Origin of the sequence: Streptomyces crystallinus, from assembly GCF_039521265.1 — a bacterium.
GTDB lineage: Bacteria > Actinomycetota > Actinomycetes > Streptomycetales > Streptomycetaceae > Streptomyces > Streptomyces crystallinus.
The window spans coordinates 49,314-74,184 of sequence record NZ_BAAACA010000048.1 but is presented as its reverse complement, the minus strand read 5'-3'; the positions used below and the strand labels follow the sequence as shown (position 1 = coordinate 74,184).

18 protein-coding genes are annotated in these 24,871 nt (G+C 72.5%); 7 read left to right on the top strand and 11 right to left on the bottom strand.

What is annotated here, in order from left to right; genetic code table 11:
* Positions 1-121: 121 nt before the first annotated feature.
* The 5 genes from ABD236_RS30450 to ABD236_RS30430 all read right to left on the bottom strand — a co-directional run bounded on the left by ABD236_RS30450 (position 122) and on the right by ABD236_RS30430 (position 4,734).
* Complete coding sequence (locus tag ABD236_RS30450; RefSeq protein WP_344079246.1) at positions 122-1,642, bottom strand: DEAD/DEAH box helicase; 1,521 nt, start codon at positions 1,640-1,642, stop codon at positions 122-124.
* Positions 1,643-1,737: 95 nt separating this feature from the next.
* Positions 1,738-1,941, bottom strand: a complete 204-nt coding sequence (locus ABD236_RS30445) for a cold-shock protein (protein WP_030794464.1) — start codon at positions 1,939-1,941, stop codon at positions 1,738-1,740.
* A gap of 189 nt (positions 1,942-2,130) precedes the next feature.
* On the bottom strand, positions 2,131-3,288 hold the full coding sequence (locus tag ABD236_RS30440) for an acetyl-CoA C-acetyltransferase (RefSeq protein ID WP_344079242.1): 1,158 nt from the start codon (positions 3,286-3,288) through the stop codon (positions 2,131-2,133).
* 27 nt (positions 3,289-3,315) lie between these two features.
* Positions 3,316-3,927 (bottom strand): TetR/AcrR family transcriptional regulator, encoded by a 612-nt coding sequence (locus tag ABD236_RS30435; RefSeq protein ID WP_344079240.1) that lies wholly within the window; start codon positions 3,925-3,927, stop codon positions 3,316-3,318.
* An 18-nt stretch (positions 3,928-3,945) separates the two neighbouring features.
* On the bottom strand, positions 3,946-4,734 hold the full coding sequence (locus tag ABD236_RS30430) for an SDR family oxidoreductase (RefSeq protein WP_344079238.1): 789 nt from the start codon (positions 4,732-4,734) through the stop codon (positions 3,946-3,948).
* A 77-nt stretch (positions 4,735-4,811) separates the two neighbouring features.
* Between ABD236_RS30430 and ABD236_RS30425 the strand changes: the two genes are divergently transcribed.
* Both ABD236_RS30425 and ABD236_RS30420 read left to right on the top strand, forming a co-directional pair.
* A complete protein-coding gene (locus ABD236_RS30425) occupies positions 4,812-5,960 on the top strand; it encodes an acyl-CoA dehydrogenase family protein (protein WP_344079236.1) in 1,149 nt (382 codons plus the stop codon).
* Positions 5,957-6,955 (top strand): acyl-CoA dehydrogenase family protein, encoded by a 999-nt coding sequence (locus ABD236_RS30420; protein WP_344079234.1) that lies wholly within the window; start codon positions 5,957-5,959, stop codon positions 6,953-6,955. Before ABD236_RS30425 ends, ABD236_RS30420 begins: the two co-directional genes overlap by 4 nt.
* A 47-nt stretch (positions 6,956-7,002) precedes the next feature.
* Here ABD236_RS30420 and ABD236_RS30415 read toward each other — a convergent pair whose 3' ends face one another.
* The 3 genes from ABD236_RS30415 to ABD236_RS30405 form a co-directional block, all read right to left on the bottom strand.
* On the bottom strand, positions 7,003-7,737 hold the full coding sequence (locus ABD236_RS30415; RefSeq protein ID WP_344079232.1) for a vWA domain-containing protein: 735 nt from the start codon (positions 7,735-7,737) through the stop codon (positions 7,003-7,005).
* Between the two features lie 181 nt (positions 7,738-7,918).
* Positions 7,919-9,007, bottom strand: a complete 1,089-nt coding sequence (locus ABD236_RS30410; protein WP_344079230.1) for a glycoside hydrolase family 113 — start codon at positions 9,005-9,007, stop codon at positions 7,919-7,921.
* On the bottom strand, positions 9,004-10,821 hold the full coding sequence (locus ABD236_RS30405) for a DUF2334 domain-containing protein (RefSeq protein ID WP_344079228.1): 1,818 nt from the start codon (positions 10,819-10,821) through the stop codon (positions 9,004-9,006). The genes ABD236_RS30410 and ABD236_RS30405 overlap by 4 nt, the downstream gene beginning before the upstream one ends.
* A gap of 512 nt (positions 10,822-11,333) precedes the next feature.
* Between ABD236_RS30405 and ABD236_RS30400 the strand changes: the two genes are divergently transcribed.
* The 3 genes from ABD236_RS30400 to ABD236_RS30390 all read left to right on the top strand — a co-directional run bounded on the left by ABD236_RS30400 (position 11,334) and on the right by ABD236_RS30390 (position 14,613).
* Positions 11,334-12,575 carry a glycosyltransferase family 2 protein gene (locus ABD236_RS30400; RefSeq protein WP_344079226.1) on the top strand — a complete coding sequence of 414 codons (1,242 nt, stop codon included), beginning with the start codon at positions 11,334-11,336 and terminating at the stop codon, positions 12,573-12,575.
* A 125-nt stretch (positions 12,576-12,700) separates the two neighbouring features.
* On the top strand, positions 12,701-13,891 hold the full coding sequence (gene wecB, locus ABD236_RS30395; RefSeq protein ID WP_344079224.1) for a non-hydrolyzing UDP-N-acetylglucosamine 2-epimerase: 1,191 nt from the start codon (positions 12,701-12,703) through the stop codon (positions 13,889-13,891).
* A complete protein-coding gene (locus ABD236_RS30390) occupies positions 13,888-14,613 on the top strand; it encodes a 3-keto-alpha-glucoside-1,2-lyase-like domain-containing protein (protein WP_344079222.1) in 726 nt (241 codons plus the stop codon). Before wecB ends, ABD236_RS30390 begins: the two co-directional genes overlap by 4 nt.
* A 132-nt stretch (positions 14,614-14,745) precedes the next feature.
* Here ABD236_RS30390 and ABD236_RS30385 read toward each other — a convergent pair whose 3' ends face one another.
* From ABD236_RS30385 to ABD236_RS30375, 3 genes are all read right to left on the bottom strand, one after another.
* The gene (locus ABD236_RS30385) at positions 14,746-16,206 is read right to left on the bottom strand and encodes a glutamate synthase subunit beta (protein WP_344079221.1); all 1,461 of its coding nucleotides are present in this window, start codon (positions 16,204-16,206) and stop codon (positions 14,746-14,748) included.
* Positions 16,199-20,767: a glutamate synthase large subunit gene (gene gltB / locus ABD236_RS30380; RefSeq protein ID WP_344079219.1), complete on the bottom strand. Its 4,569-nt coding sequence runs from the start codon at positions 20,765-20,767 to the stop codon at positions 16,199-16,201. Before gltB ends, ABD236_RS30385 begins: the two co-directional genes overlap by 8 nt.
* Before the next feature lie 422 nt (positions 20,768-21,189).
* Complete coding sequence (locus ABD236_RS30375) at positions 21,190-21,921, bottom strand: VIT1/CCC1 transporter family protein (RefSeq protein ID WP_344079217.1); 732 nt, start codon at positions 21,919-21,921, stop codon at positions 21,190-21,192.
* 249 nt (positions 21,922-22,170) lie between these two features.
* Here ABD236_RS30375 and ABD236_RS30370 point away from each other — a divergent pair, with 249 nt between their 5' ends.
* Both ABD236_RS30370 and ABD236_RS30365 read left to right on the top strand, forming a co-directional pair.
* A complete protein-coding gene (locus tag ABD236_RS30370; RefSeq protein WP_344079215.1) occupies positions 22,171-23,166 on the top strand; it encodes an ADP-ribosylglycohydrolase family protein in 996 nt (331 codons plus the stop codon).
* A 125-nt stretch (positions 23,167-23,291) separates the two neighbouring features.
* Positions 23,292-24,824, top strand: a complete 1,533-nt coding sequence (locus ABD236_RS30365; RefSeq protein WP_425543994.1) for an ADP-ribosylglycohydrolase family protein — start codon at positions 23,292-23,294, stop codon at positions 24,822-24,824.
* Positions 24,825-24,871: the final 47 nt, after the last annotated feature.

Genomic DNA, 24,871 nt, shown 5'->3' with positions numbered 1-24,871 from the left:
CGCGAGCAACCCAGCACGGCCCGCGGACAAAGACGGACCCCTTCAGGGGCGGGGGCGCAGCCCCGCCCGGCTGCCCGCCCAGGGCTTACGGGAAGGGGCGGGGTGGGGGATCAAACCTCGGCTACGCCGGGGCGCTGCGGCGGCCGCCCTGCTGGGGGCGGCCACGGCGGGCGCCACCACCCTGGGCGCGGGCACCCTGCGGCTGGGCGGCACCCCGGGCGCCACCCTGGCCGGAGCCCTGGCCCGTCCGGCCGGACCGGGCCGCGCCCGAGCGGGCGCCCCGGCTCCGAGTGCGCGCACCCGACGGCGGCGTAGGCGCCGGCACCTCGATCACCACCGGCACCCCCGACGGCTCCCGCGCCCCCGTGACTCGTACCAGCTCCTCGTCGCTGGACTTCACCGCCGCCGTCCGCGGCCGGATCCCCGCGAAGGTCATCAGGCGGGACATCTCACGCTTCTGCTCGGGCAGGACCAGCGTGACCACACTGCCGGACTCGCCCGCGCGGGCCGTACGGCCGCCCCGGTGGAGGTAGTCCTTGTGGTCCGTCGGCGGGTCGACGTTGACGACCAGGTCGAGGTCGTCGACGTGGATGCCGCGCGCCGCCACGTTCGTCGCGACGAGCGCCGTGACCTGGCCGTTCTTGAACTGCTCCAGGGTGCGGTTGCGCTGCGGCTGGGAGCGCCCGCCGTGCAGGCCCGCCGCCCGTACACCGCTCGCCAGCAGCCGCTTGACCAGCCGGTCCACCGAGCGCTTGGTGTCCAGGAACATGATCACCCGGCCGTCGCGCGCCGCGATCCGCGTGGTGACGGCCTTCTTGTCGGTCTCGTCCTGGAGGTAGAGCACATGGTGCTCCATCGTGGTGACCGCGCCCGCCGACGGGTCGACGGAGTGGACGACCGGGTCGGTGAGGAACATCCGGACCAGACGGTCGATGTTCTTGTCCAGGGTCGCGGAGAACAGCATGCGCTGACCGCCCGGCTCGACCTGCTTCAGCAGCGCCGTGACCTGCGGCATGAAGCCCATGTCGGCCATCTGGTCGGCCTCGTCGAGGACGGTGATCCCGACCTGGCCGAGTACGCAGTCCCCGCGCTCTATGAGGTCCTTGAGGCGGCCGGGCGTGGCCACGAGCACCTCGGCGCCGCGCCGCAGCGCGTTCGCCTGCTTGGTGAGCGAGAGCCCGCCCACGACCGTGGTGAGGCGCAGGTTGACGGCGGTGGCGTACGGCGTGAGCGCGTCCGTGACCTGCTGGGCCAGCTCGCGCGTCGGCACGAGCACCAGGGCCAGCGGCGCCTTCGGCTCGGCGCGCCGGCCGGCCGTACGGGCCAGCAGCGCGAGGCCGAAGGCGAGGGTCTTGCCCGAGCCGGTACGGCCCCGGCCGAGGATGTCGCGCCCCGCGAGGGAGTTCGGCAGCGTCGCGGCCTGGATCGGGAACGGCTCGGTCACCCCCTGCGCGGCCAGCGTCTTGAGCAGCGCCGCGGGCATGTCGAGGTCGGCGAACGCGGCCACCGAGGGCAGCGCGGGCGTGACCGTCTCCGGCAGCGTGAATTCGCCCTGCGGCTGTACGGTCCGGCCGCGCGCGGCCTTCGCGGCGGGCTTGGCGGAGCTTGAGCTGGAGCGCTTGCGGGGGGTCGTACGCGTCATACGGGATTGCCTTCCTGGGCCCGGGGGACGGACAGCACGCAAGCCGGGACCCGCACCTGCGCGGTGCGGGTCCCGGCTCGGGATTCGCCGACGAATCAGGCGGGGATGATGTTCTCCGCCTGCAGGCCCTTCTGGCCCTGGGTGACCTCGAAGGAGACCTTCTGGCCCTCGAGGAGCTCACGGAAGCCGGAGGAGGCGATGTTCGAGTAGTGGGCGAAGACGTCCGGGCCGCCGCCGTCCTGCTCGATGAAGCCGAAGCCCTTTTCCGAGTTGAACCACTTCACGGTGCCAGTAGCCATGTCATTCTCCTGAATAGGTAGGGGCCCCATCCGGAGAAAGCCGGAAAAACAATAATGCGCCTGAGGAACATTCCCGTCAGGCGCACATAAAGTCTATGGGTACCAAAACTGCAACGGGGAAACTGTACCACGTCACCCCCTGGGGGCGAGGGGCGGCGGTGTGCGGCGCGCCACTCCCCCGCCGCGCCCTCACAGCCGCTCGATCACCGTCACATTGGCCTGACCGCCGCCTTCGCACATCGTCTGGAGGCCGTAGCGGCCGCCCGTGCGCTCCAGCTCGTGCAGCAGCGTCGTCATCAGCCGTACACCGGTGGCCCCCAAAGGGTGGCCCAGCGCGATGGCCCCTCCGTTGACGTTGACCCGGTCCGGGTCCGCGCCGGTCTCCTTCAGCCAGGCGAGCACCACCGGCGCGAACGCCTCGTTGATCTCGACCAGGTCGATCGCGTCGATGGTGAGACCGGTCTTCTTCAGCGCGTACGCGGTCGCCGGGATCGGCGCCGAGAGCATCCGGACGGGGTCCTCGCCGCGGACCGAGAGGTGGTGGATCCGGGCGCGCGGGGTGAGCCCGTGCTCCCGTACGGCCCGCTCGCTCGCCAGCAGCATCGCGGCCGCGCCGTCGGAGACCTGCGAGGAGCAGGCGGCGGTGATCGTGCCGCCCTCGACGACCGGCTTCAGCGCGGCCATCTTCGCCGCGCTGGTGTCGCGGCGCGGCCCCTCGTCGACGCGCACCTCCCCGTACGGCACGGTCTCGCGTACGAAACGGCCCTCGTCGATCGCCCGGAGCGCGCGCCGGTGCGAGCGGAGCGCGAACTCCTCCTGGTCCTCGCGGCTGATCCGCCACTTGTCCGCGATGAGCTCGGCGCCGTGGAACTGGTTGACCGGCTGGTCCCCGTACCGCGCCCGCCAGCCGGCCGACCCGGCGAACGGGCCCTCGGTGAGGCCGAGCGGCTCGGCCGCCTGCCGGGAGGCGAAGGCGATCGGGATCATCGACATGTTCTGGGTGCCGCCCGCGACCACCAGGTCCTGGGTGCCGGAGAGCACGCCCTGCGCGGCGAAGTGCACGGCCTGCTGGGAGGAGCCGCACTGGCGGTCGACGGTGACGCCCGGCACCTCCTGCGGCAGCCCGGCCGCCAGCCACGCGGTGCGGGCGATGTCCCCGGCCTGCGGCCCGACCGCGTCGAGGCAGCCGAAGACGACGTCGTCGACGGCGGCCGCGTCGATGCCGGAGCGCTCGACGAGGGCGGTGAGCACATGGGCGCCCAGGTCCGCCGGATGGACGTCGGCGAGCCCGCCCCCGCGCCTGCCCACCGGTGTGCGCACCGCTTCGATCACATAGGCCTCGGCCATGTCCCCACTCCCTCACGCGTCAGTGGTTCACTCTCGTACGGCGATTCCGTCCAGGACCATCGACAGGTACTGGCGGGCGATCTCCTCCGGGCTGTGCTGTCCGCCGGGCCGGTACCAGGACGCGGCCACCCACACCGTGTCCCGGACGAACCGGTAGGTGAGCCGGACGTCGAGGTCCGCCCGGAACGCCTTGGCCGCCACCCCGCGCTCCAGCGTCCCCAGCCACGCCTGCTCGAACTTGCGCTGCGAGTCGGCGAGATAGCCGAACCGAGGCAGCTCGGCGAGGTGCCGGGACTCCTTCTGGTAGATCGCCACGGCGGCCCGGTGCCGGTCGATCTCCCGGAAGGACTCGGTGACCAGGGCCTCGATGGTCTCGCGCGGCCCGAGCCCGGCCGCGAGCACGGCGTCGTACCCCTGCCACAGCTCGGTCAGGAAGGTGGAGAGGATCTCGTCGAGCATCGACTCCTTGGAGTCGAAGTGGTAGTAGAGGCTGCCCGCGAGCATCCCGGCCTCGTCGGCGATCCTGCGGACGGTGGTGGCGTTGTAGCCCTGGGCGGCGAACACCTCGGCCGCGGTGGCGAGGAGTTCTCCGCGCCGCTCGGGCACGGCGGTCACCTGCTGCTTCTTGTTCTTCGGCACGGGTCCATTGTGGTCCCGTCAGGGGTGCTGGCTGCTGACGGCGACGACCTCGCCGGTCATGTACGAGGAGTAGTCGCTGGCCAGGAAGACGACGACGTTGGCCACCTCCCAGGGCTCGGCGTACCGCCCGAAGGCCTCGCGCGCGGCGAGCTCGTCGAGGAGGCCGGCGGAGGTGACCTTGGCGAGGTGGGGGTGCATGGCGAGGGACGGCGAGACCGCGTTGACCCGTACTCCGTAGGCGGCCGCCTCGATCGCCGCGCAGCGCGTGAGCGCCATGACGCCCGCCTTGGCGGCGGCGTAGTGGGCCTGTCCGGCCTGGGCGCGCCAGCCGACGACGGAGGCGTTGTTGACGATCACGCCGCCGCGCCCGGCCGTCCGGTAGGCGCGCAGGGCCGCCCTGGTGCAGCGGAAGGTGCCGTTCAGGGTGACGTCGAGGACGCGGTCCCACTGCTCGTCGCTCATGTCGGCGAGCTCGGCGGTGCCACCGAGGCCCGCGTTGTTGACGACGACGTCGAGGCGGCCGTGCAGCCGTACCGCCTCGGCGAACAGGGCGCGCACCTGTGCGTCGTCGGTGACGTCGCAGGGCAGCGCGGCCACCGCGTCGGCGCCGAACTCGGCGGCGAGGGCTTCCTCGGTCTCCTTGAGCCTGCGCGCGTGCGCGTCGCTGACCAGCACCCGCGCGCCCTCCTCCAGGAACCGGCGGGCACTCGCGCCGCCGATCCCGGCCCCGGCGGCGGCGGTGACGACGGCGGTGCGGCCGTCGAGCAGGCCGTGTCCGGGCACATACGGAACCTTGTTGTCGGTCACGCCCGCAGGCTAACCTACCAAACACTTGTTAGGGAACGATCGCGCGGGCGGTCGGTCGCGAAGGGGCGGGCCCCGCAATGGACTTGGCGCACACGGCCGACGAGGAGGCGTTGCGCGCCGAGGCGCGCGCGTGGCTCGCGGCGCACGTTCCGGCGGCCCCGCTGCCGTCCCTGGAGACGGCGGAGGGCTTCGCCGCGCACCGGGAGTGGGAGGCCGCTCTGTACGCCGGGCGGTGGTCGGCGGTGTCCTGGCCGGAGCGGTACGGGGGCCGGGGCGCGGACATCTTCGGGTGGCTGGCGTTCGAGGAGGAGTACTGGGCTGCGGGCGCGCCCGGCCGGGTCTCCCAGAACGGCATCAGCCTGCTCGCCCCGACGCTCTTCGACCACGGCAGCGAGGAGCAGCGGGCCCGGGTGCTGCCGGACATGGCGAGCGGCGCGGTGGTGTGGGCGCAGGCCTGGTCGGAGCCGGAGGCCGGCTCCGACCTCGCGTCGCTGCGGTCGCGGGCCGTGCGCACGGACGGGGGCTGGCTGCTGTCGGGCCAGAAGACCTGGTCCTCGCGGGCCGCGTTCGCCGACCGCGCCTTCGGCGTCTTCCGTACGGACCCGGCGGCTCCCCGGCCGCACCAGGGCCTCACGTATCTGATGTTCGACCTGCGGGCCCCCGGGGTGACCGTCCGCCCGATCGGGCGGCTCGACGGCAAGCCGGCGTTCGCGGAGCTGTTCCTGGACGAGGTGTTCGTGCCCGACGAGGACGTCATCGGGGAGCCGGGGCAGGGCTGGCGGATCGCGATGTCCACCACCGGCAACGAGCGCGGCCTCACCCTGCGCTCCCCCGGCCGCTTCCTGGCCGCCGCCGACCGGCTGGTGCGGCTGTGGCGCGAGCGCGGAGAGGACCGGGGGCTGCGCGACCGGGTGGCGGACGCGGTGATCGGGGCGCGGGCCTACCAGCTGTTCACGTACGCGGGCGCGTCCCGCTTCGCGGCGGGCGAGGCGATGGGCGCGGAGTCGAGCCTGAACAAGCTGTTCTGGTCGGAGTACGACATCGCGCTGCACGAGGCGGCGCTGGAAGTGCTGGGCGCGGAGGGCGAGTTGGCGGATCTCCCCGGCGGCTGGGCGGAGGGATACGTCTTCGCTCTCGCCGGCCCCATCTACGCCGGTACGAACGAGATCCAGCGCGACATCGTCGCCGAGCGGCTGCTCGGCCTCCCGAAGGGCCGTCCCCGATGAGGTTCCTGCCGACACCCGAGCAGCGCGACTTCGCCCGCTCCCTGGACGCGCTCCTGACCGCCTCGGACACTCCGTCGGCCATACGGTCCTGGGCGGCCGGGGACCACGGGCCCGGCCGGGCGCTGTGGGCGCGGCTCGCCGGGGCCGGGGTGCTCGCGCTGGCGGCGCCGGAGGCACAGGACGGGGCGGGCCGGCTGCCGGTGGAACTCGCCCTGGCCTACCGCGAGTTGGGCCGCCACGCGGTGCCGGGCCCCCTGGTGGAGACGGCGGCGGCCACGGCCCTGCTCTCCCACCTGGCGGACACCGGCGCCCCGGACCCGGCCAAGCGCCTGCTGCCGGCCCTGCTGGCGGGCGAGTCCGTGGTGACGCTGGCGGTGCCGGAGGGCGGGGGCTACGCGCTGGATCCGGATGCGGCGGACGCGGTGCTGGTGGTGACGGGCGAGGCCGCCGGAACCGAGCTCCGCCTGGCTCCGGCCCACGGCCCCCTCCACACCTCCCTGGACCCGGCCCGCCGACTGGCCGTCCCCGCCCCCGGCGGGGAACTCCTGGCAGCGGGACCCGCAGTGGCCGAGGCCGCCGGATGCGCGGTCCGCTGGGCCAGACTGGCAACGTCGGCGCAGTCGGTGGGCCTGGCGGAGGAGCTCCTCCGCAGAACGGTCGCGTACGTGAAACAACGCACCCAGTTCGGGGTCGAGATCGGCTCGTTCCAGGCGGTGAAGCACCGGCTCGCTGACACCCTGCTGGCGGTGGAGTTCGCGCGACCGCTGGTGTACGGGGCGGCCCTCACCCTCGCCCCCGGGGACCTGGCGGCGGCGAAGACGGCGGCGGGCGAGGCGGCGTACACGGCGGCCCGCACCGCCCTCCAACTGCACGGCGCGGTCGGCTACACGGAGGAACTCCCTCTCTCCCTGTGGCTACGCAAGGCCCGCCCCCTACGAGACACCTGGGGCACCCCTGCCCAATGCAGGGCGGAACTGCTGACGGCCTGTTCCTAGGCTTCTCCCCATGCGCCTGGGTCCCGCCGCCGCGCTGGATGGCTGGATCAATTCGTCGCCGCTACTTGCACGATCCCCCGCGCCCGCGCCGCCCGAAGCCAGTGCGGGAACTCGCCGAGGAGGCGGTCGTAGAGCTCCGCGTCCGTCACCCGGAGCGGATCCGCGCCCACGTGGAAGAAGCCCGCGTTGTCGACGGGGCGGAAGTCCGGGACGGCGAGCTCGTCCAGTTTGCGCAGGAAGTCGAACTGGCGGCTTTGGGGATCCCCGAAGCCGATGAACTGCCAGAACAGCGGCAGCCGCGCGGCCTTGCAGACATAGCGCTCGGCAGCGAGCTTGCTGCTGGGCCCGCCGTCGGTCTGGAAGACCACGAGCGCGGGGGCGGTGGCACCGCTCTCCAGATAGTGGTCGATCACCGCGTCCATCGCCCAGTGGTAGTTGGTCCTCCCCATGTGGCCCAGGTTGGCGACGATGCGCTCGATCCGCCCGTGGTGGTTCTCGATGGCTATCTCGGCCTGCGCGTCGATGTCCGTGGAGAAGAAGAAGACCGGGACGCGGCCGTCGTCGTCGAGGTGGGCGGAGAGGCCGAGGACCCGGTCGGCGAGTGCCTGGACGCTGCCGTCCTTGAAGTACCGGCGCATCGAGCCCGAGTAGTCGACGACGAGGTAGACGGCGGCCTCCTCGTCGGCCAGGCCGTGGTGTTCCAGCGAGACGGCAGCGGCTTTGTAGAGGGAGACCAGCCCGGGCGCGGTCCGCTCGACCTTGCGCAGGGAAATCGCTGCCATGCTGCTCGTCTCCGTTCACGGGGCCGGGCGTACGCGGAAGAAGCAGAGCGTACGCCAGGGCCCACGGGCCCCACGTCACCCAGCCCCCTGCTCCCGGAACGACGGCAATCCGTGCTCACACAAACCCCCCGGGGTGCCAGGACGGAGACGGCCGGTCCCGGGAGTGGGGCTGGTTTGACTTTTAGTCAATGGCGGCGTCGCGGGAGTCGCCGGACGACGTCCAGTGCGAGCGCAGCACCTCCTCCGCCGGCTTCCCGTGCGGCGTGTACGCCAGCCTCGCCGGGGTCTCCCCGCTGTCCGGCCAGTCGTCCCACATCCACCAGCACACCCCGGCCCACCAGTCCCGGCCCGTGAAGGCGTCCAGCAGCGCCCGGTACCCGGCGGCCTGTTCGTCGGTGTCCTCGCGCTTGCTCACCGTCCACGAGTACGGCGCCGTGGTCGAGCCGCGCTGGCTCGTGTACCCGGCCTCGGTGAACAGGACCTTGCGGTGCTGCCGGCCGGAGAAGGCCGCCAGCTCGTCGACCACCGGGCGCCAGGCCCGGGCCAGCCTCCCCGCGTCCGCCGTGGGCGCCGAGCCCAGCGGCCAGTACGCGTCGATGCCGATGACGTCGAGCTCCGGCCAGAAGGGGACCTCGGCGTACTCGTCGTAGTTGGCCGCGTACGTCAGCGGCGACCGGTAGCGGGCGCGGACCGCCGCGATCACCCGGCGCCACGGCTCCAGGTCCCCCGACACCCCCGCGAGTTCGGTCCCGACCACGAACCGCTCGGCCCCCGTCTCCTGGGCGAGCGAGGCGTAGTGCGTGATGAACTTCTCGTACGAGCCGAACCAGGCCGCCCGGTCGGCGGGGCGGATCCCCGCCCGGTCGCTGCCGTCCACCAGGTCCACATGCGGCTTCAGCATGACCTTGAGGCCGGCCTTGTGCGCCAGCGCGGTGATCCGCCGCAGACTCGCGTCGCTCGCGGTCTCCTCGGTGGGGTGCTGCTCGCTGTCCCTGGTGGTGCGCTGGTACCAGGTGGGCGTGAAGACGACCCAGCGCGCGCCGGTGTGCGCGATGTCGTGCAGATATGCCTCCGCACGCGGGCTGTCGTAGTCGTCCGCCGCCCACGACGGCAGGGTCATCCCGCGCACCCGCCCGTCGTCGGCCGAGCCGGACCGCGACCCGGACCCGCTCGGCCGCGGCCGGTCGCCCGCATCGCCCGAGCAGCCCGCGAGCACGAGCGCGGCGGCCGCGGCGAGAGCCGCGACCGCCTTCTTTCCGATGCTGCTCACAGGGCCGCGGGGCTGACGAAGGTGTAACCGAGGGCCTTGATGCCGTCGATCGTGTCCTTCAGCGGCTGGAGGGGATAGTAGGGGTGGTAGAAGAAGCTGGCGAAGCCGTCCCGGACCGCCAGGTTGGCCCTGGCCGAGGCGACGAGGTCGGCGGGGAACCGCGCGGGGTGGTTGTTCTGTGCCACGGGTTCATAGTTCCCGATGTTCTCGGGAAGCACCTTCGTTCCGTACACGTCGTTGACGACGTAAGGGAAGAACTGGCCGATGAACCGGTTCGGGTCCGCCGTACCACCGGCGAGCGTCCCGGCGAAGTACAGCGATCGTTCCAGCCGGGCCGAGTAGTTCTGGCCGAAGACGCGGTAGTCGGTGGCGGACCCGGCGTAGTGCGGGGTCGTCCACAGCTGCGGGCGCGGCAGACCGGCTGCGGCGAACGCGGCGAGGCCCGAGGTCACCCGGGACTGCGCCCAGACGGTCGAGTCCTCGGCCACCGGCCCGTCATAGACGACGTTGTTCGCCGCGTCCACGTGCGCCCGGTAGAACTCGAAGTCGTCGCCCGTCACCCCGGTGTACGGGTTGTCGACGTTGCTGTACTGGTGGGTGTAGCCGTGCTCCATCAGCACCGCGCCGCGCGCCAGCATGTACTTCAGCGCCGAGACGACCTGCGGCCGCTGCGCCAGGGTGACGGTCTGCGCGGTGCCGCCGTTGTAGACGCCCTTCGGGTCCGTGTAGACGGGGATGACGTTGATGCCGTACGGGATCTGCTGGCTGTAGAGGTAGTCCGCCATGGCCCGCAGCTCGGCCGGGTCGGAGTCGGGGCTGATGTCCTCCAGGCGGAACATCGCCCGGTGCCGCGCGGCGGTGCCGGGGGCCAGGGCGTCGAACAGCATGTCCTCGTAGGCGATCACCCGGTCGCTTTCGGAAACGTAGCTGAACGGGATCTCCCCGATGTACGTCAGGTTCGCGGACCGCACGGCCCACGGGAAGGTCGTCCCGCTCGCCGAGTCCAGCGCCTCGGCGACCCGGGTGACCGCCGGATACCCGGCTCCGGTGAGGATGTTCGGACGCAGTACGCCGCCGTCCTGGCCGGCCGGGATCTTCCGGGTGAGGGGCTGGCCGCCGTAGGTCACCTGGGTGACGTTGCCGACCGAACCGTTCGCGTCCGAGAAGTAGGACGTGGTCGGGTCCCAGCCGTACTTCTGGGTGAACTGCGCCGCCCCCACCGCGCTGCCCATGTTCCAGATGTTGTCGCCGACCCAGGTCACCGGCTTCGTGCCGGCCAGGACGTCCTGGTAGAAGGCGGGCGGCACCTCGTCGGGGATGCCGCCGCCGTAGTAGGTGGAGCCCAGATAGACGGTCGCCGTGTACTGGCCGAGCAGGCCCGAGGTGTACTGCTCGACGGGCTTGGCCACCACCGTGCCGAAGTGGCCGCTGAGGTTCGCGGCCGCCATGGCGTACAGCTCACCGAGGTAGCCGTAGGGCCCCGCGTCGTCGTAGAGCACCAGCGTGGCGGCCTGCTCGGGCGCCTCGGCCGCCAGCAGCCCGCGTACGGTGTCGGTCACCGCGCCCAGCAGCTTGGGCAGCAGCGGAGGCGGCGTCAGACGGCGCCTGGCGTCCGCGGCGAGCTGGCTCCTGGCCCAGTCGGCGAGGCCGACCCTGCTCAGGCTCGCGGCCGGGCCGAAGGCCTCGGAGCGCGGCGGCTTCTTGTCCGGTACGGCGGCGGAGGCCGCGACGGCGGTGCCCAGCAGGGCGGCGATCAGCAGCATGACCACCGGCAGCCGGCGGCGCCGCCCGGGCGTCTTTCTCACGGATTTCATGATCCGTTTCCCCCCTCTTCTCCCCAGAGGAACGGCCGCGCACCGGCCCGGAGCGTCCCGGGCCGATGAATCTTGGCCGAATTAGGCCCACGATTCTTCTGGCGGACCGCAAAGGCTGTCAATAGGCGCCAGAGATCCCGGAACGCGACCCTCCGGTTCGCTATTGATCCGGGTCCATGAACTTTTAACTTGCGCCCTCGCGACGATGACCGGATCTGCTACGTTCGCCATCTCACGCAGCGACCACGACCTGACTGCGTGAAAAAATGGGGGGGACCCATGTACGGAAAGCCAGCCTGGGGCACAGTGCTGCCCCTGGCCGGGATGGCCGCTGCGCCCGAGGCGATACCCGGCCTTCCTTTGGCCAAAGCTCTGCAGGCCACAGCGGGTGCCGGCTTCGCCCTCTACTGCCTCACCGCCCTCGTCCTCATATCGATCAGGATTCGAATGCGGTGGCGAATCCATTCGAATACAACCGGTGCAGAGCAGCCCCACGAGCACCTGGGACAGAAATGATCCTCGAACTGCTCCTCTGGTCCAGCATTTCCATCATCCTGATGGCGGGCTGCTACAACACCGGCCTCTTTCTGCTCTCCAGACGCCGCGCTCCCCGCAGGAAAGGGCCGCGCAAAGAACGGCTCTATGTATTCCTTCTCGCCTGTCTCAACGAAGAGCAGGTGCTGGCCGAAAGTCTTGCGCGCATCACCGGGCTGCCGGCCGGAAATTTCCTGGCGCTCGTCATCGACGACGCCTCCGACGACCGCACCTCCGCGATCGCCCGCGCGGCCGGCGACCGGGTCCTGCTGCACCGGCGCGAACTGCCGGACGCCCGGCGCGGCAAGGGCGCCGCGCTCAACGACGGCGTACGGTTCCTGACCGGGTCCGGTGTGCTCGACGGGCACGACCCGGCCGACGTCATCGTGTGCGTGGTCGACGCGGACGGGCGCCTCGACGGCCATGTCGTCCAGTCCGTCGACCCGTTCTTCGACGACCCCCGCACTGGAGCCACCCAGATCTGTGTGCGGATGTACAACCGGACCACCGGGCTGCTAGCCCGCCTCCAGGACATGGAGTTCGTGGTCTACGGCGATGTCTTCCAGAGCGCGCGCCGCTTCATCGGCAGCGTCGGGATGGGCGGCAACGGCCAGTTCATGCGGCTCTCCGCGCTCCACACCCTGGGGCCCGGCGGGCCCTGGAGCGACAGCCTCACCGAGGACCTGGACCTCGGCGTACGGCTGATCGCCAAGGGCTGGGTCACCCAGCACTGCACCACGGCCTCGGTCTCCCAGCAGGCCGTCCTGTCCCTGCGGCGCCTGGTACGGCAGCGATCCCGCTGGTTCCAGGGCCACCTCCAGTCGGCCAACCTCGTCCCGCTCATCCTGCGGGAGGTCCCGACCCGCCCGGCGCTCGACCTGCTCTACCACCTCTCCAGCCCGGTGCTGATCCTGCTCACCTCGCTGCTGCCGCTGTCCTTCCTGGTGGCCCTCGGCGGCACGGCGCTGGCCTCCGTCGAGGCGGGCCGGGCCCTGGTGTCACCGATGTGGCTGCTCGGCCCGTATCTGCTCTCCTTCACCGCCGCGTACGCGTACGGCTTCATCTACGCCAAGCGCGAGCGGGACCTCGGGCTCGTGCGGTCGGTCCTGGTCGCGCACGTCTTCGTGTTCTACGGCTACATCTGGTTCGCCGCCGGCTGGTGGGGGCTGTGGCGGATGGCGACCGGCAAGCAGACCTGGCTCAAGACCGCCCGCACCTGAGTCGGCGCCCGGCGTGCGGGGCCCGGCGGCGCCCGGCCCCGTACGCCCGCCTCTCCTCTCCGCCTCTTCTCTCCACCTCTCATCCCGTTCGTCCTTGTCACTGTCACTTGTCATAGGGGGGACCTATGTCCGCGTTCTCTTCCGGCGTGCCCGTGCGCGCCATGCTGGTGCTCGGCACCCGGCCCGAGGCCATCAAGCTGGCGCCGCTGGCCCGGGCGCTCGCCGACGGCACCCAGTTCGAGCCGGTCGTCGTGACCACCGGCCAGCACCGCGAGATGCTCCATCAGATGCTGGGGCTGCTGCGGGTCGACGTCCGCTACGCCCTCGACGTCATGCGCAACCGCCAGCAGCTCTCCGATCTGACCTCCCGCCTGGTGGAGGGGCTCGGCCAGCTGCTGCGCAAGGAGCGGCCCGACCTCGTCGTGGTGCAGGGCGACACGACGACGGCGCTGGCCGGGGCGCTGGCCGCGTTCTACGAGCACATCCCGGTGGCGCACGTCGAGGCGGGGCTGCGCACCGGGGTCCTGGACAACCCCTTCCCCGAGGAGCTCAACCGCTGCCTCATCGGGAGGATCGCGCGCTGGCACTTCGCGCCCACCGAGCGCGCCGCCCGGCATCTGCGCGGCGAGGGCATCCCCGAGGGCCAGATCTTCACCACCGGCAACACCGTCATCGACAACCTGCAGTGGGCGCTCGCCGAGGGGCTCGGGCAGAGCGCGTTCCGCACCGCGCGGCGGCGGATCCTGGTCACCCTGCACCGCCGGGAGAACCAGGGCCCCCGGATGCGCGCGATGGGCCGGGCGCTCGGCCGGCTCGCCGAGCGCGGCGACGTGGAGATCGTGATCCCGCTGCACAAGAGCCCGGCGGTGCGCGAGGCGCTGCTGCCGCTGACGGGGCGGGCCGGCATCAGCCTGGTCGAGCCGCTGGACTACCCGGACTTCACGGCCACGCTCGCGGGCTGCGACCTCGTCCTGACCGACTCCGGCGGCATCCAGGAGGAGGCGCCGAGCCTGGGCAAGCCGGCGCTGGTGCTGCGGACCACCACCGAGCGGCCGGAGGCGGTGGAGGCCGGTGCGGCCCGGCTCGTCGGCACGGATCCGGAGGCCATCGTGGGCGCGGCGGCCGCGCTGCTGGACGACCCGGCCGCGTACCGGCGGATGGCGACGGCGGGCAATCCGTACGGGGACGGCGGCGCCACCGCCCGGATCGTCACCCAGCTCGCCGAGGACTTCGCGGCCGAAGTCCCGTGCGCTCCCGCGCCCTTGCTTCCCGTGCCCCCCACGGGCGGCGGAGCGGGTCCATACTCGACGGCATGACGACAGCCCCGCGTCTGCGGCGCCCGGTCCCCCCGGCCGGGCGCGGAGGCCGCAGACGCGCCACCGCCCTGGTCCTGGCCGCCGCCCTGCTGGCGGCCGGGGCCTTCGGCCTGAGCAGGTGCGCGGGCGGCGGCGGCCCCGCGCCGCGCGCGCCCTGGGGCGACGGCACCGCGCACGGCCGCTGGCAGTCGGTCTTCAACGGCCACGGCGTCAACACGGGGGACGACGACGCCCTGGAGCTGACGCCCAGGGCGGCCACCGAACCCGGCACCACCCACGCCGGGCTCGTGGTGAGCCGGGCCGTGTACGGGGACGTCGAGTACCAGGCAAGGATGCGCACGGTCGAGCAGCTGCGCACCCCGGCGCCGAACACCTGGGAGGTGGCCTGGCTGGTGTGGGCGTACACCGACCCGGAGCACTTCTACTACGTCACCCTCAAGCCCAACGGCTGGGAGCTGGGCAAGCGCGATCCCGCCTACCCCGGCGGCCAGCGCTTCCTGGCGACCGGCGAGCGGGGCTTCCCGGTCGGCAGGTGGTACACGGTCGAGGTCCAGCAGCAGGGCGGCCGGCTGCGGGTGGCGGTGGACTCGGCGGGCCTCGCCGACTTCACGGACACCGAACGCCCCTATCTCCAGGGCGCCCTGGGGGCGTACACGGAGGACGCGAAGGTGGAGTTCCAGAAGCTGCGGGCGCGGAGCCGCCAGGACAGGCCCCAGGGGTGACGCGCCGCGGCGCCCGCCCAGTCGTCCGGTCGGGGACAGTGGGGCAGGCGCCGCGCTGCGGGGGTCCGGGGGCGTCCCCCGATCCGGCGCAGCCCGTACACCGTTGTACGGAACGATTCTGGGTGGAGCGGATCAGACCGCCAGGGCCCGGTCCGTCGGACGGATCGGGGCGGGCAGTGCGCTCCTCCCCGTAAGGTACCGGTCCACACCACGTGCTGCCGAACGGCCCTCCGCGATCGCCCAGACGATCAGGGACTGGCCGCGCCCGGCGTCACCGGCCACGTACACTCCGTCGACATTCGTCGCGAAGTCGGCGTCGCGGGCGATGTTGCCGCGCTCGTCGAGCTCCAGGCCGAACTGCGCCACCAGGCCGTTGGACTGGTCGGTGCCGGTGAAGCCCATGGCGAGGGTGACCAGCTGGGCCGGGATCTTCCGCTCGGTGCCCGGCTTCTGGGTCAGCTTGCCGTCCACGAACTCGACCTCGACCAGGTGCAGGAACTGGACGTTGCCGTCCTCGTCGCCCTCGAAGTGGGTGGTGGAGACGGAGTAGATCCGCTCGCCGCCCTCCTCGTGGGCCGAGGTGACCTTGTAGAGCATGGGGAAGGTCGGCCAGGGCTGGTGCCCGGGGCGGTCCTCGCTGGGCCGGGGCATGATCTCCAGCTGGGTGACCGAGGCCGCGCCCTGGCGGTGGGCGGTGCCCACGCAGTCCGCGCCGGTGTCGCCGCCGCCGATCACCACGACGTGCTTGCCCTCGGCGGTGAGCGGGGGCGCCACGAAGTCGCCCTCCTGCACCTTGTTGGCGAGCGGCAGGTACTCCATCGCGAAGTGGATGCCGTTCAGCTCGCGGCCGGGGACCGGCAGGTCGCGGGAGACCGTGGCGCCGGCCGCGATGACCACCGCGTCGTAGCGGCGGCGCAGCTTGGCCGCGTCGATGTCGACGCCGATCTCCACCTCGGTGCGGAACTTGGTGCCCTCCGCGCGCATCTGCTCGATGCGGCGGTTGATGTGCACCTTCTCCATCTTGAACTCGGGGATGCCGTAGCGCAGCAGCCCGCCGATGCGGTCGGCGCGCTCGTACACCGCGACCGTGTGGCCGGCCCGGGTCAGCTGCTGGGCGGCGGCCAGGCCCGCCGGGCCCGAGCCGATGACCGCGACGGTCTTGCCGGAGAGCCGCTCGGGCGGCTGCGGGGTGACGTCGCCGCTGTCCCACGCCTTGTCGATGATCGAGACTTCGACGTTCTTGATGGTGACGGCGGGCTGGTTGATGCCGAGCACGCACGCCGACTCGCAGGGAGCCGGGCACAGCCGCCCGGTGAACTCCGGGAAGTTGTTGGTGGCGTGCAGCCGCTCGGACGCCGCCGACCAGTCCTCGCGGTAGGCGTAGTCGTTCCACTCGGGGATCAGGTTCCCCAGCGGACAGCCGTTGTGGCAGAACGGGATGCCGCAGTCCATGCAGCGCCCGGCCTGCTTGCTGATGATCGGCAGCAGCGAGCCGGGAACGTAGACCTCGTTCCAGTCCTTGACGCGCTCGGCCACGGGGCGGGTCTTCGCGACCTCGCGACCGGTGGTGAGAAAGCCCTTGGGGTCAGCCATTGGTCGCCGCCTCCATCATCTTCTCAGTGGTCTCCTGCTCGGAGAGACCGGCGAGCTCAGCGGCTTCCTTGGCGGCGAGCACTGCCTTGTACGTGGACGGGATGATCTTGCTGAAGCGCCGGGCCGCGGCGGGCCAGTCGGCGAGCAGCTTCTCGGCGACCGTGGAGCCGGTCTCCTCCTGGTGGCGGCGCACGACGTCGTGCAGCCACTGCTCGTCGGCCTCGGTGAGGGGCTCGACGGCCGCCAGGTTGCCGGCGTTGACGTGGTTCGCGTCGAGGTCGATCACATACGCGACGCCGCCGGACATACCGGCCGCGAAGTTGCGTCCGGTCTCGCCCAGGACCACCGCGTGGCCGCCGGTCATGTACTCGCAGCCGTGGTCGCCCACGCCCTCCGAGACCACCAGGGCGCCGGAGTTGCGGACGCAGAACCGCTCGCCGGTGCGGCCGCGCAGGAACAGCTCGCCGCCGGTCGCGCCGTACGCGATGGTGTTGCCGGCGATGGTCGAGTACTCGGCGAGGTGATCGGCGCCCCGGTCCGGGCGGACGATCACCCGGCCGCCGGAGAGGCCCTTGCCGACGTAGTCGTTGGCGTCGCCCTCCAGGCGCAGGGTGACACCGCGGGGCACGAAGGCGCCGAAGGACTGGCCCGCCGAGCCGGTGAAGGTGATGTCGATGGTGTCGTCGGGCAGTCCCGCGCCGCCGAACTTCTTGGTCACCTCGTGGCCGAGCATGGTGCCGACGGTCCGGTTGATGTTGCGGATCGCGACCTGGGCGCGGACCGGCTGGGCGTCCTCGGCGGTGGCCGCGCCCAGCGCGTCGGCGGCGAGCTCGATGAGCTCGTTGTCGAGCGCCTTCTCCAGCCCGTGGTCCTGGGCGACCACCGCGTGGCGCACCGCGCCCTCGGGCAGCTCCGGCACGTGGAAGAGCGCGTCCAGTTCGAGGCCCTGCGCCTTCCAGTGACGCACCGCGCGGCTGGTGTCGAGGAGCTCGGCGTGGCCGACGGCCTCCTCGATCGTACGGAAGCCCAGCTCGGCGAGGAGCTCGCGGACTTCCTCGGCGATGAACTCGAAGAAGTTGACGACGAACTCGGGCTTGCCGGAGAACCGGTCGCGCAGCACCGGGTTCTGGGTGGCGATGCCGACCGGGCAGGTGTCCAGGTGGCAGACGCGCATCATGACGCAGCCGGAGACGACGAGCGGCGCGGTCGCGAAACCGAACTCCTCGGCGCCCAGCAGCGCGGCGATGACGACGTCGCGGCCGGTCTTGAGCTGGCCGTCCGTCTGGACGACGATGCGGTCGCGCAGCCCGTTGAGCAGCAGGGTCTGCTGGGTCTCGGCGAGGCCGAGCTCCCAGGGGCCGCCCGCGTGCTTGAGGCTGGTCAGCGGGGAGGCGCCGGTGCCGCCGTCGTGGCCGGAGATGAGGACCACGTCCGCGTGCGCCTTGGAGACACCCGCGGCGACCGTGCCCACGCCGACCTCGGAGACCAGCTTCACGTGGATGCGGGCCGCCGGGTTGGCGTTCTTGAGGTCGTGGATCAGCTGGGCCAGGTCCTCGATGGAGTAGATGTCGTGGTGCGGCGGCGGGGAGATCAGTCCGACACCCGGGGTGGAGTGCCGGGTCTTGGCGACCCACGGGTAGACCTTGTGGCCGGGCAGCTGGCCGCCCTCGCCGGGCTTGGCGCCCTGCGCCATCTTGATCTGGATGTCGTCCGCGTTGACCAGGTACTCGCTGGTGACGCCGAAGCGGCCGGAGGCGACCTGCTTGATGGAGGAGCGGCGCGCCGGGTCGTACAGGCGCTCCGGGTCCTCGCCGCCCTCACCGGTGTTGGACTTGCCGCCCAGCTGGTTCATGGCGATGGCCAGCGTCTCGTGCGCCTCGCGCGAGATCGAGCCGTACGACATGGCGCCGGTGGAGAAGCGCTTGACGATCTCGGAGACCGGCTCGACCTCGTCGATGGGGATCGAGGGGCGGTCGGAGGAGAAGCCGAAGAGCCCGCGGAGCGTCATCAGCCGCTCGGACTGCTCGTTCACGCGCTCGGTGTACTTCTTGAAGATGTCGTACCGGCGGCCGCGGGTGGCGTGCTGGAGGCGGAAGACCGTCTCCGGGTCGAACAGGTGCGGCTCGCCCTCGCGGCGCCACTGGTACTCGCCGCCGATCTCCAGCGCGCGGTGGGTGGCGGCGATGCCGGAGGCGGGGTACGCCTTGGCGTGCCGGGCGGCGACCTCCTTGGCGACGACATCGATCCCGGCGCCGCCGATCTTGGTGGCGGTGCCGCTGAAGTACGTGCCGACGAACTCCTCGTCGAGGCCGACGGCCTCGAAGACCTGGGCGCCCCGGTAGGAGGCGACGGTCGAGATGCCCATCTTGGACATCACCTTGAGGACGCCCTTGCCCAGCGCGTAGATCAGGTTGCGGATGGCCTGCTCGGGCTCCAGGCCCTCGATGAAGGTGCCGGCCCGGACCAGGTCCTCGACGGACTCCATGGCCAGGTACGGGTTGACGGCGGCGGCGCCGTAGCCGATCAGCAGGGCGACGTGGTGCACCTCGCGCACATCGCCGGCCTCCACGAGCAGACCCACCTGGGTGCGCTGCTTGGTGCGGATGAGGTGGTGGTGGACGGCGGCGGTGAGCAGCAGCGACGGGATCGGCGCGTGCTCGGCGTCGGAGTGCCGGTCGGACAGCACGATCAGCCGGGCGCCGTTCTCGATGGCGGCGTCGGCCTCGGCGCGGATCGCCTCGATGCGCTCGGCGAGCGCCGCGCCACCGCCGGAGACCCGGTAGAGGCCGGAGAGCGTGGCGGCCTTGAAGCCCGGCATGTCGCCGTCGGCGTTGATGTGTATCAGCTTGGCCAGCTCGTCGTTGTCGATCACCGGGAACGGCAGCGTGACGGAGCGGCAGGACGCGGCGGTCGGGTCGAGCAGATTGCCCTGCGGACCCAGCGAGGAGCGCAGCGAGGTGACCAGCTCCTCGCGGATGGCGTCCAGCGGCGGGTTGGTGACCTGCGCGAACAGCTGGGTGAAGTAGTCGAAGAGCAGCCGGGGGCGCTCGGAGAGCGCGGCGATCGGCGAGTCGGTGCCCATCGAGCCGAGCGGCTCGCCGCCGGTGCGGGCCATCGGGGCGAGGATGACGCGCAGCTCTTCCTCGGTGTAGCCGAAGGTCTGCTGGCGGCGGGTGACGGAGGCGTGGGTGTGCACGATGTGCTCGCGCTCGGGGAGGTCCTCCAGCTCGATCTCACCGGCCTCCAGCCACTCGGCGTACGGGGCCTCGGCGGCCAGCGCCGCCTTGATCTCGTCGTCCTCGATGATGCGGTGCTCGGCGGTGTCGACGAGGAACATCCTGCCGGGCTGGAGGCGGCCCTTGCGCACGACCTTGGCCGGGTCGATGTCGAGGACGCCGACCTCGGAGGAGAGCACGACGAGGCCGTCGTCGGTGACCCAGTAGCGGCCCGGGCGCAGACCGTTGCGGTCGAGGACCGCGCCGACCTGGGTGCCGTCGGTGAAGGTGACGCAGGCCGGGCCGTCCCAGGGCTCCATCATCGTGGAGTGGTACTGGTAGAAGGCGCGCCGGGCCGGGTCCATCGAGTCGTGGTTCTCCCACGCCTCGGGAACCATCATCAGCACCGAGTGCGGCAGTGAGCGGCCGCCGAGGTGGAGGAGTTCGAGCACCTCGTCGAAGGACGCGGAGTCCGAGGCGTCCGGCGTGCAGACCGGGAAGATCCGCGCGAGGTCCTTGCCGTCCCGGCCCCCCAGCAGCTCGGTGGCCAGCTGCGACTCGCGGGCGACCATCCAGTTGCGGTTGCCCTTGACCGTGTTGATCTCGCCGTTGTGGGCGACGAAGCGGTACGGGTGGGCGAGCGGCCAGGAGGGGAAGGTGTTCGTGGAGAAGCGCGAGTGGACCAGCGCGACGGCGGTGGCGAACCGGCGGTCGGAGAGGTCCGGGAAGAACGGCTCCAGCTGCCCGGTGGTGAGCATGCCCTTGTAGACGATCGTGCGGGCGGAGAGCGAGGGGAAGTACACCCCGGCCTCGCGCTCGGCGCGCTTGCGCAGCACGAAGCCCTTGCGGTCCAGCGCGATGCCGGTGCTGGTGCCGTCGGCGACGAAGATCTGCCGGAAGGCGGGCATGGTGGCGCGGGCGCCGTTGCCGAGCAGCTCGGGCGTGACGGGCACCTCGCGCCAGCCGAGGACGTCCAGGCCCTCCTCGGCGGCGATGGCCTCGATCCTCGCCACGGCGGCGGCGCTCTCCTCGACCGGCAGGAAGGCGGTGCCGACGGCGTACGCACCGGACTGGGGCAGCTCGAAGGAGGTGACCTCGCGCAGGAACGCGTCCGGGACCTGGAGCAGGATTCCGGCGCCGTCACCGGAGTCCGGCTCGGAGCCGGTGGCACCCCGGTGTTCGAGATTGCGCAGTACGGTCAGCGCCTGCTCGACCAGCTCATGGCTGGCCTCACCGGTCAGGGTGGCCACGAACCCGACACCGCAGGCGTCGTGTTCGTTACGGGGGTCGTACATCCCCTGCGGGGCAGGTCGACCGTCCATGGGCGACCAGGCGTCGGAACGCATCGGCTCTCCCGTCGTCGTCGTGGCATGTTCAGTGCCGAGGGACGACGTTGGCCCTCTGCGAAATTTCGTGCAGGTTACATGATGGGTCGGATCTCGGGAACCGGATAGACCATTCCAGCATGCGGACACTCGGGCGGTGGACGCCGTGCCGTGGAGGCAGGCTTCATTGCCTGCGCCGGCGGAGTGTGTACGGCCTATGCCCGCCCATCACCGATACGAAACCGTGGAGTAACGATTACTTATGTGGGCCCCTGCATACTCGCGCATAGTACGGGCGCGGAGGCCTTCCCGCGCAGGACGTACGTCACATGGTGGCCCGGGAGCCGGGTGCGCGCACGGCGAAGGCCCGCCACGGACGGGGGAACGTCCGGACGGGCCTTCGGGGGCGCGGGGGTGACGGAAGAGGCCGGGCCGCCGGTTCTCTAGCCGACCGCCGTGCCGAAGAGGCTGCCCAGGCCGAAGGTGAGGGCCGCCGCCGCGCCGCCGAGGGCCAGCTGGCGCACCCCGCTGAACCACCACGAGCGCGCGGTGACCTTGGCGACCACGGCGCCGCAGGCGAAGAGGCCGAGCAGCGCCAGCAGCACGGCGGGCCACAGGACGGTGGCGCCGAGCAGATACGGCAGTACGGGCAGGATCGCGCCCAGCGCGAACGAGCCGAACGAGGAGACGGCGGCCACCAGCGGCGAGGGCAGGTCGTCCGGGTCGATGCCGAGCTCCTCGCGGGCGTGTATCTCCAGCGCCTGCTTGGGGTCGCGGGAGAGCTGCATGGCGACCTCGCGGGCGAGCGCGGGCTCGACGCCGCGCGACACGTACAGCTCGGCCAGCTCCTCCATCTCGTCCACCGGGTGCTTGCGCAACTGCTGGCGCTCCACGTCGAGTTCGGCCTCGACGAGCTCGCGCTGCGAGGCGACCGAGGTGTACTCCCCGGCGGCCATGGAGAAGGCTCCGGCGGCCAGCCCCGCGAGGCCGGTGACGATGATGGTGTGCTGCGAGACGGCGCCGCCCGCGACACCGGTCATCAGGGCCAGGTTGGAGACGAGCCCGTCCATGGCGCCGAAGACGGCCGGACGCAGCCAGCCGCCGTTCACGTCCCGGTGGGTGTGGTTGTCCCGGTGCGCCTCGTGCAGTGTGGCCTGGGTGTCGATGACGGACACAGCTCTCCCCTTGCGTTTCAGCAGCGGACCCGTGCCCGCTCCCCCTCGTCGCTCTCTTCGGTGTCGAAATTACGCTCGATGTAAGCCCCGCGCTAGCAAGGCAGGCCGTACTTACCCAGGTCAGGGGCCTGTTTCGCTCATCCGTAGGCGCGTCTGCACACATGTGGCCATCGGGGTGACAGGTGGACTCCCGGCCCCTTCGGCGTGGCAGAGATCAAGCGAAGGATCAGGCGACGCGAAAGGCCCTCCATGGAGTTGATCGCCAGCGGCCCGGGAACCGCCGAGGCCATCCGCGAGCGGGCCAGGGGCGCGCTGCTGGGCCTGGCGGTGGGGGACGCGCTCGGCGCCCCCGCCGAGAACCTCAAGCCCTCGGAGATCCGGCGCCGCTGGGGCCGTATCGAGGGGTTCGTCCACGACGACCCGGCGGGCACGGACGACACCGAGTACGCCATCTTCTCCGGCCTGCTGCTCGCCCGGCACGGCTCCGCGCTCACCGTCACCCACGTCGAACACGCCTGGCACCACTGGATCGCGGACCGCGACGAAGGCCCGTTCCGGGGCGCGGGGTTCAGCGAGCGCGGCACCCTGGAGAACCTGCGCCGGGGCCTGGCCGCCCCGATCTCCGCCCAGCACCGGCACGCCTGGAGCGACGGCCTGGCCATGCGGGCCGCCCCGTTCGGCGTCTTCGCGGCGGGCGCGCCGAGGGAGGCCGCGCGACTGGTGGCGATCGACGGCTGCGTCAGCCACGAGGGCGAGGGGATCTACGGGGGCCAGGCGGTCGCGGCGGGCGTCGCGGCCGCGATGGCGGGCGCGGGCCTCGCCTCCGTCATCGCCGCGGCCCTGTCGGTGATCCCGATGGACTCCTGGACCGCGCGCTCGCTGCGCCGCGCGGTGGCCGTCGCCGACCAGGGCGAACGCGCGGTCCGCTCGGCGGTGGTGATCGGCGGCTACCCCTGGACGGATCTGGCCCCCGAAGCGGTCGCCCTGGCCTTCGGCGCCTTCGCCACGGCCCGGGGCGACTTCACGGCCTCGGTCCTCACGGCCGTGAACATGGGCCGCGACGCGGACACCACGGCGGCGGTGGCGGGCGCCCTGGCCGGCGCGTACGGCGGCGCCGCGTCGATCCCCACCGCCTGGTCGACCAGGATCGGCCCGGTCCGCGGCAGCTGCCTGCCCGAGATGCGCGGCCACCACGTCCTGGACATCGCGGACCTGCTGACACCGGACCCGGAGGAGGGCGCGTGATGGAGATGTACCGGGACGAGGAGGGGACGGGCGGGGCGGGGGCGCAGCCCAGCCAGACGTCCACGACACAGCCCGCCGCTGCCCGGCCGGGGCCCGGGGCGGGGCCCGGAAGCGGGGGGCGGGGGGTGCAACCCCCGCCCAAGGACGCGGGGGCGGAGCCCGGAAGCGAGGTGCAGGGGGTGCAGCCCCCGCCCAGGGACCCGGGGGCGGGGCCCGGAAGCGGGGTGCAGGGGGCGCAGCCCCCGCCCGAAGGCCCGGGGGCGGAACCCCGAAGCAAGGTGCAGGAGGCGGCGCAGCCCCCGACCGGGGACCCGGGGGCGCAACCCCCGCCCAAAGGCCCGGGGGCGGAACCCCGAAGCAAGGTGCAGAGGGCGCAACCCCCGCCCAAAGACCCGGGGGCGCAGCCCCGAAGCGGGGCGCAGGGGGCGCAGACCCCGCCCGGGGGCCCAGAGGCGGAGCCCCAGGGGGAGCGCCGCCGTCGGCTGCCCGCAGGGCTTTTGGGAAGGGGTGGGGTGGGGGGCCGACCCCCCGGCCCGGCCACCCGCGTCCAAGGCCTTCTCCTCGGTCTCGCCGCTGGTGACGCCGCCGGGTGGCCCGCCGCGCGGCACCGGGCCGCCCGGATGCCCGAGTGGACCCGGCGGCTCACCCGTGAGCTCGACACCTTCGCCGAGCAGAACGCCACCACCACCCTCCCCGTCCCCATCGCCCTCAACCAGCCCCCCGAACCCCTGCGCCTGGGCCCCTCCGACGACGCCGAGTGGGCCGCGTTCGCCGCCGAGACCGTGCTGACCGCCGCCGAGCCGCTGCTCGCCCACCTCAGCCCGGCGAGGCGGGTGCGCGCCGCCGTGGACCGCGCCTGGAACCTGCTCGCCGCCGAGGTCGCCGCGGCCGCCGACCGCGCCCCCGAGGTCGAGTCCGCGGTGCTCCCGCTGCGCGCCCGCATCTCCGTACGCGCGGGCCTCGGCAACCTCGCCACCGGGCTGCGCCCACCCGCCACCGGCCACGACAACCCGCACTACTTCGACGACGCCGCCTGCGTACGCGCCGCCGTGCTCGCCGTGGTCCACCCCGGCGCGCCCCGGGAGGCCGCCGAACTGGCCGAGTTCGACGCCCGCTACACCCAGGACGGCGACGGAGTGCACGGCGCCCGGGCCGTGGCGGCGGCCGTCGCGGCGGCGCTCGGCGGCGCCGACACGGACACCGCCGTCGCCGCCGCCCTCGACGAACTCCCGCCCGACACCGAGATCGGCCGCAACGCCCAGCTCGCCGTCAAGCTCGCGCGCGACTTCGCCGACGACACGGCGGGCGCGTTCGCCCTGGTCCCGCTCCTGGAGCACCAGATCGTGGACCACGTCTACAGCTACGGCATCGCCGCCGCCGAGACCGTCCCCGTCGCCCTCGCCCTGACCCTCGCCTCACGCGGCACCGTGGCCACGGCGGTCCCGGCCGCGGCCTGTCTGTCCCGGGTCGCGGACTCGGCGCCCGCCCTCGCCGGGGCGCTGACCGGCGCGCTGGGCGGCGGCGCCGCGATCCCCGCGCCCTGGCTGGACGCCTGCCGCACCCTGTCCGGCTGCGCCCTGCCGCGCCTGGCCGGCACCGACCTCGTGGAGCTCGCCCGGCTCCTCGCCGACACGCTGCGCCACCACCCGGGCGGCTGAGCTTTTCGCGAATATGCCGCGAACCACCCCGAACTGACCGCCCAGGG

Excerpts from the sequence above, each read along its gene's own strand:
- ABD236_RS30420 (WP_344079234.1), top strand. The coding sequence starts at position 5,957 with ATGAGGTTCCTGCCGACACCCGAGCAGCGCGACTTCGCCCGCTCCCTG.
- ABD236_RS30445 (WP_030794464.1), bottom strand. The coding sequence starts at position 1,941 with ATGGCTACTGGCACCGTGAAGTGGTTCAACTCGGAAAAGGGCTTCGGC.
- ABD236_RS30415 (WP_344079232.1), bottom strand. The coding sequence starts at position 7,737 with ATGGCAGCGATTTCCCTGCGCAAGGTCGAGCGGACCGCGCCCGGGCTG.
- ABD236_RS30450 (WP_344079246.1), bottom strand. The coding sequence starts at position 1,642 with ATGACGCGTACGACCCCCCGCAAGCGCTCCAGCTCAAGCTCCGCCAAG.
- ABD236_RS30400 (WP_344079226.1), top strand. The coding sequence starts at position 11,334 with ATGATCCTCGAACTGCTCCTCTGGTCCAGCATTTCCATCATCCTGATG.
- wecB (WP_344079224.1), top strand. The coding sequence starts at position 12,701 with ATGTCCGCGTTCTCTTCCGGCGTGCCCGTGCGCGCCATGCTGGTGCTC.
- ABD236_RS30425 (WP_344079236.1), top strand. The coding sequence starts at position 4,812 with ATGGACTTGGCGCACACGGCCGACGAGGAGGCGTTGCGCGCCGAGGCG.
- ABD236_RS30405 (WP_344079228.1), bottom strand. The coding sequence starts at position 10,821 with ATGAAATCCGTGAGAAAGACGCCCGGGCGGCGCCGCCGGCTGCCGGTG.
- ABD236_RS30390 (WP_344079222.1), top strand. The coding sequence starts at position 13,888 with ATGACGACAGCCCCGCGTCTGCGGCGCCCGGTCCCCCCGGCCGGGCGC.
- ABD236_RS30385 (WP_344079221.1), bottom strand. The coding sequence starts at position 16,206 with ATGGCTGACCCCAAGGGCTTTCTCACCACCGGTCGCGAGGTCGCGAAG.
- ABD236_RS30370 (WP_344079215.1), top strand. The coding sequence starts at position 22,171 with ATGGAGTTGATCGCCAGCGGCCCGGGAACCGCCGAGGCCATCCGCGAG.
- ABD236_RS30440 (WP_344079242.1), bottom strand. The coding sequence starts at position 3,288 with ATGGCCGAGGCCTATGTGATCGAAGCGGTGCGCACACCGGTGGGCAGG.
- gltB (WP_344079219.1), bottom strand. The coding sequence starts at position 20,767 with ATGCGTTCCGACGCCTGGTCGCCCATGGACGGTCGACCTGCCCCGCAG.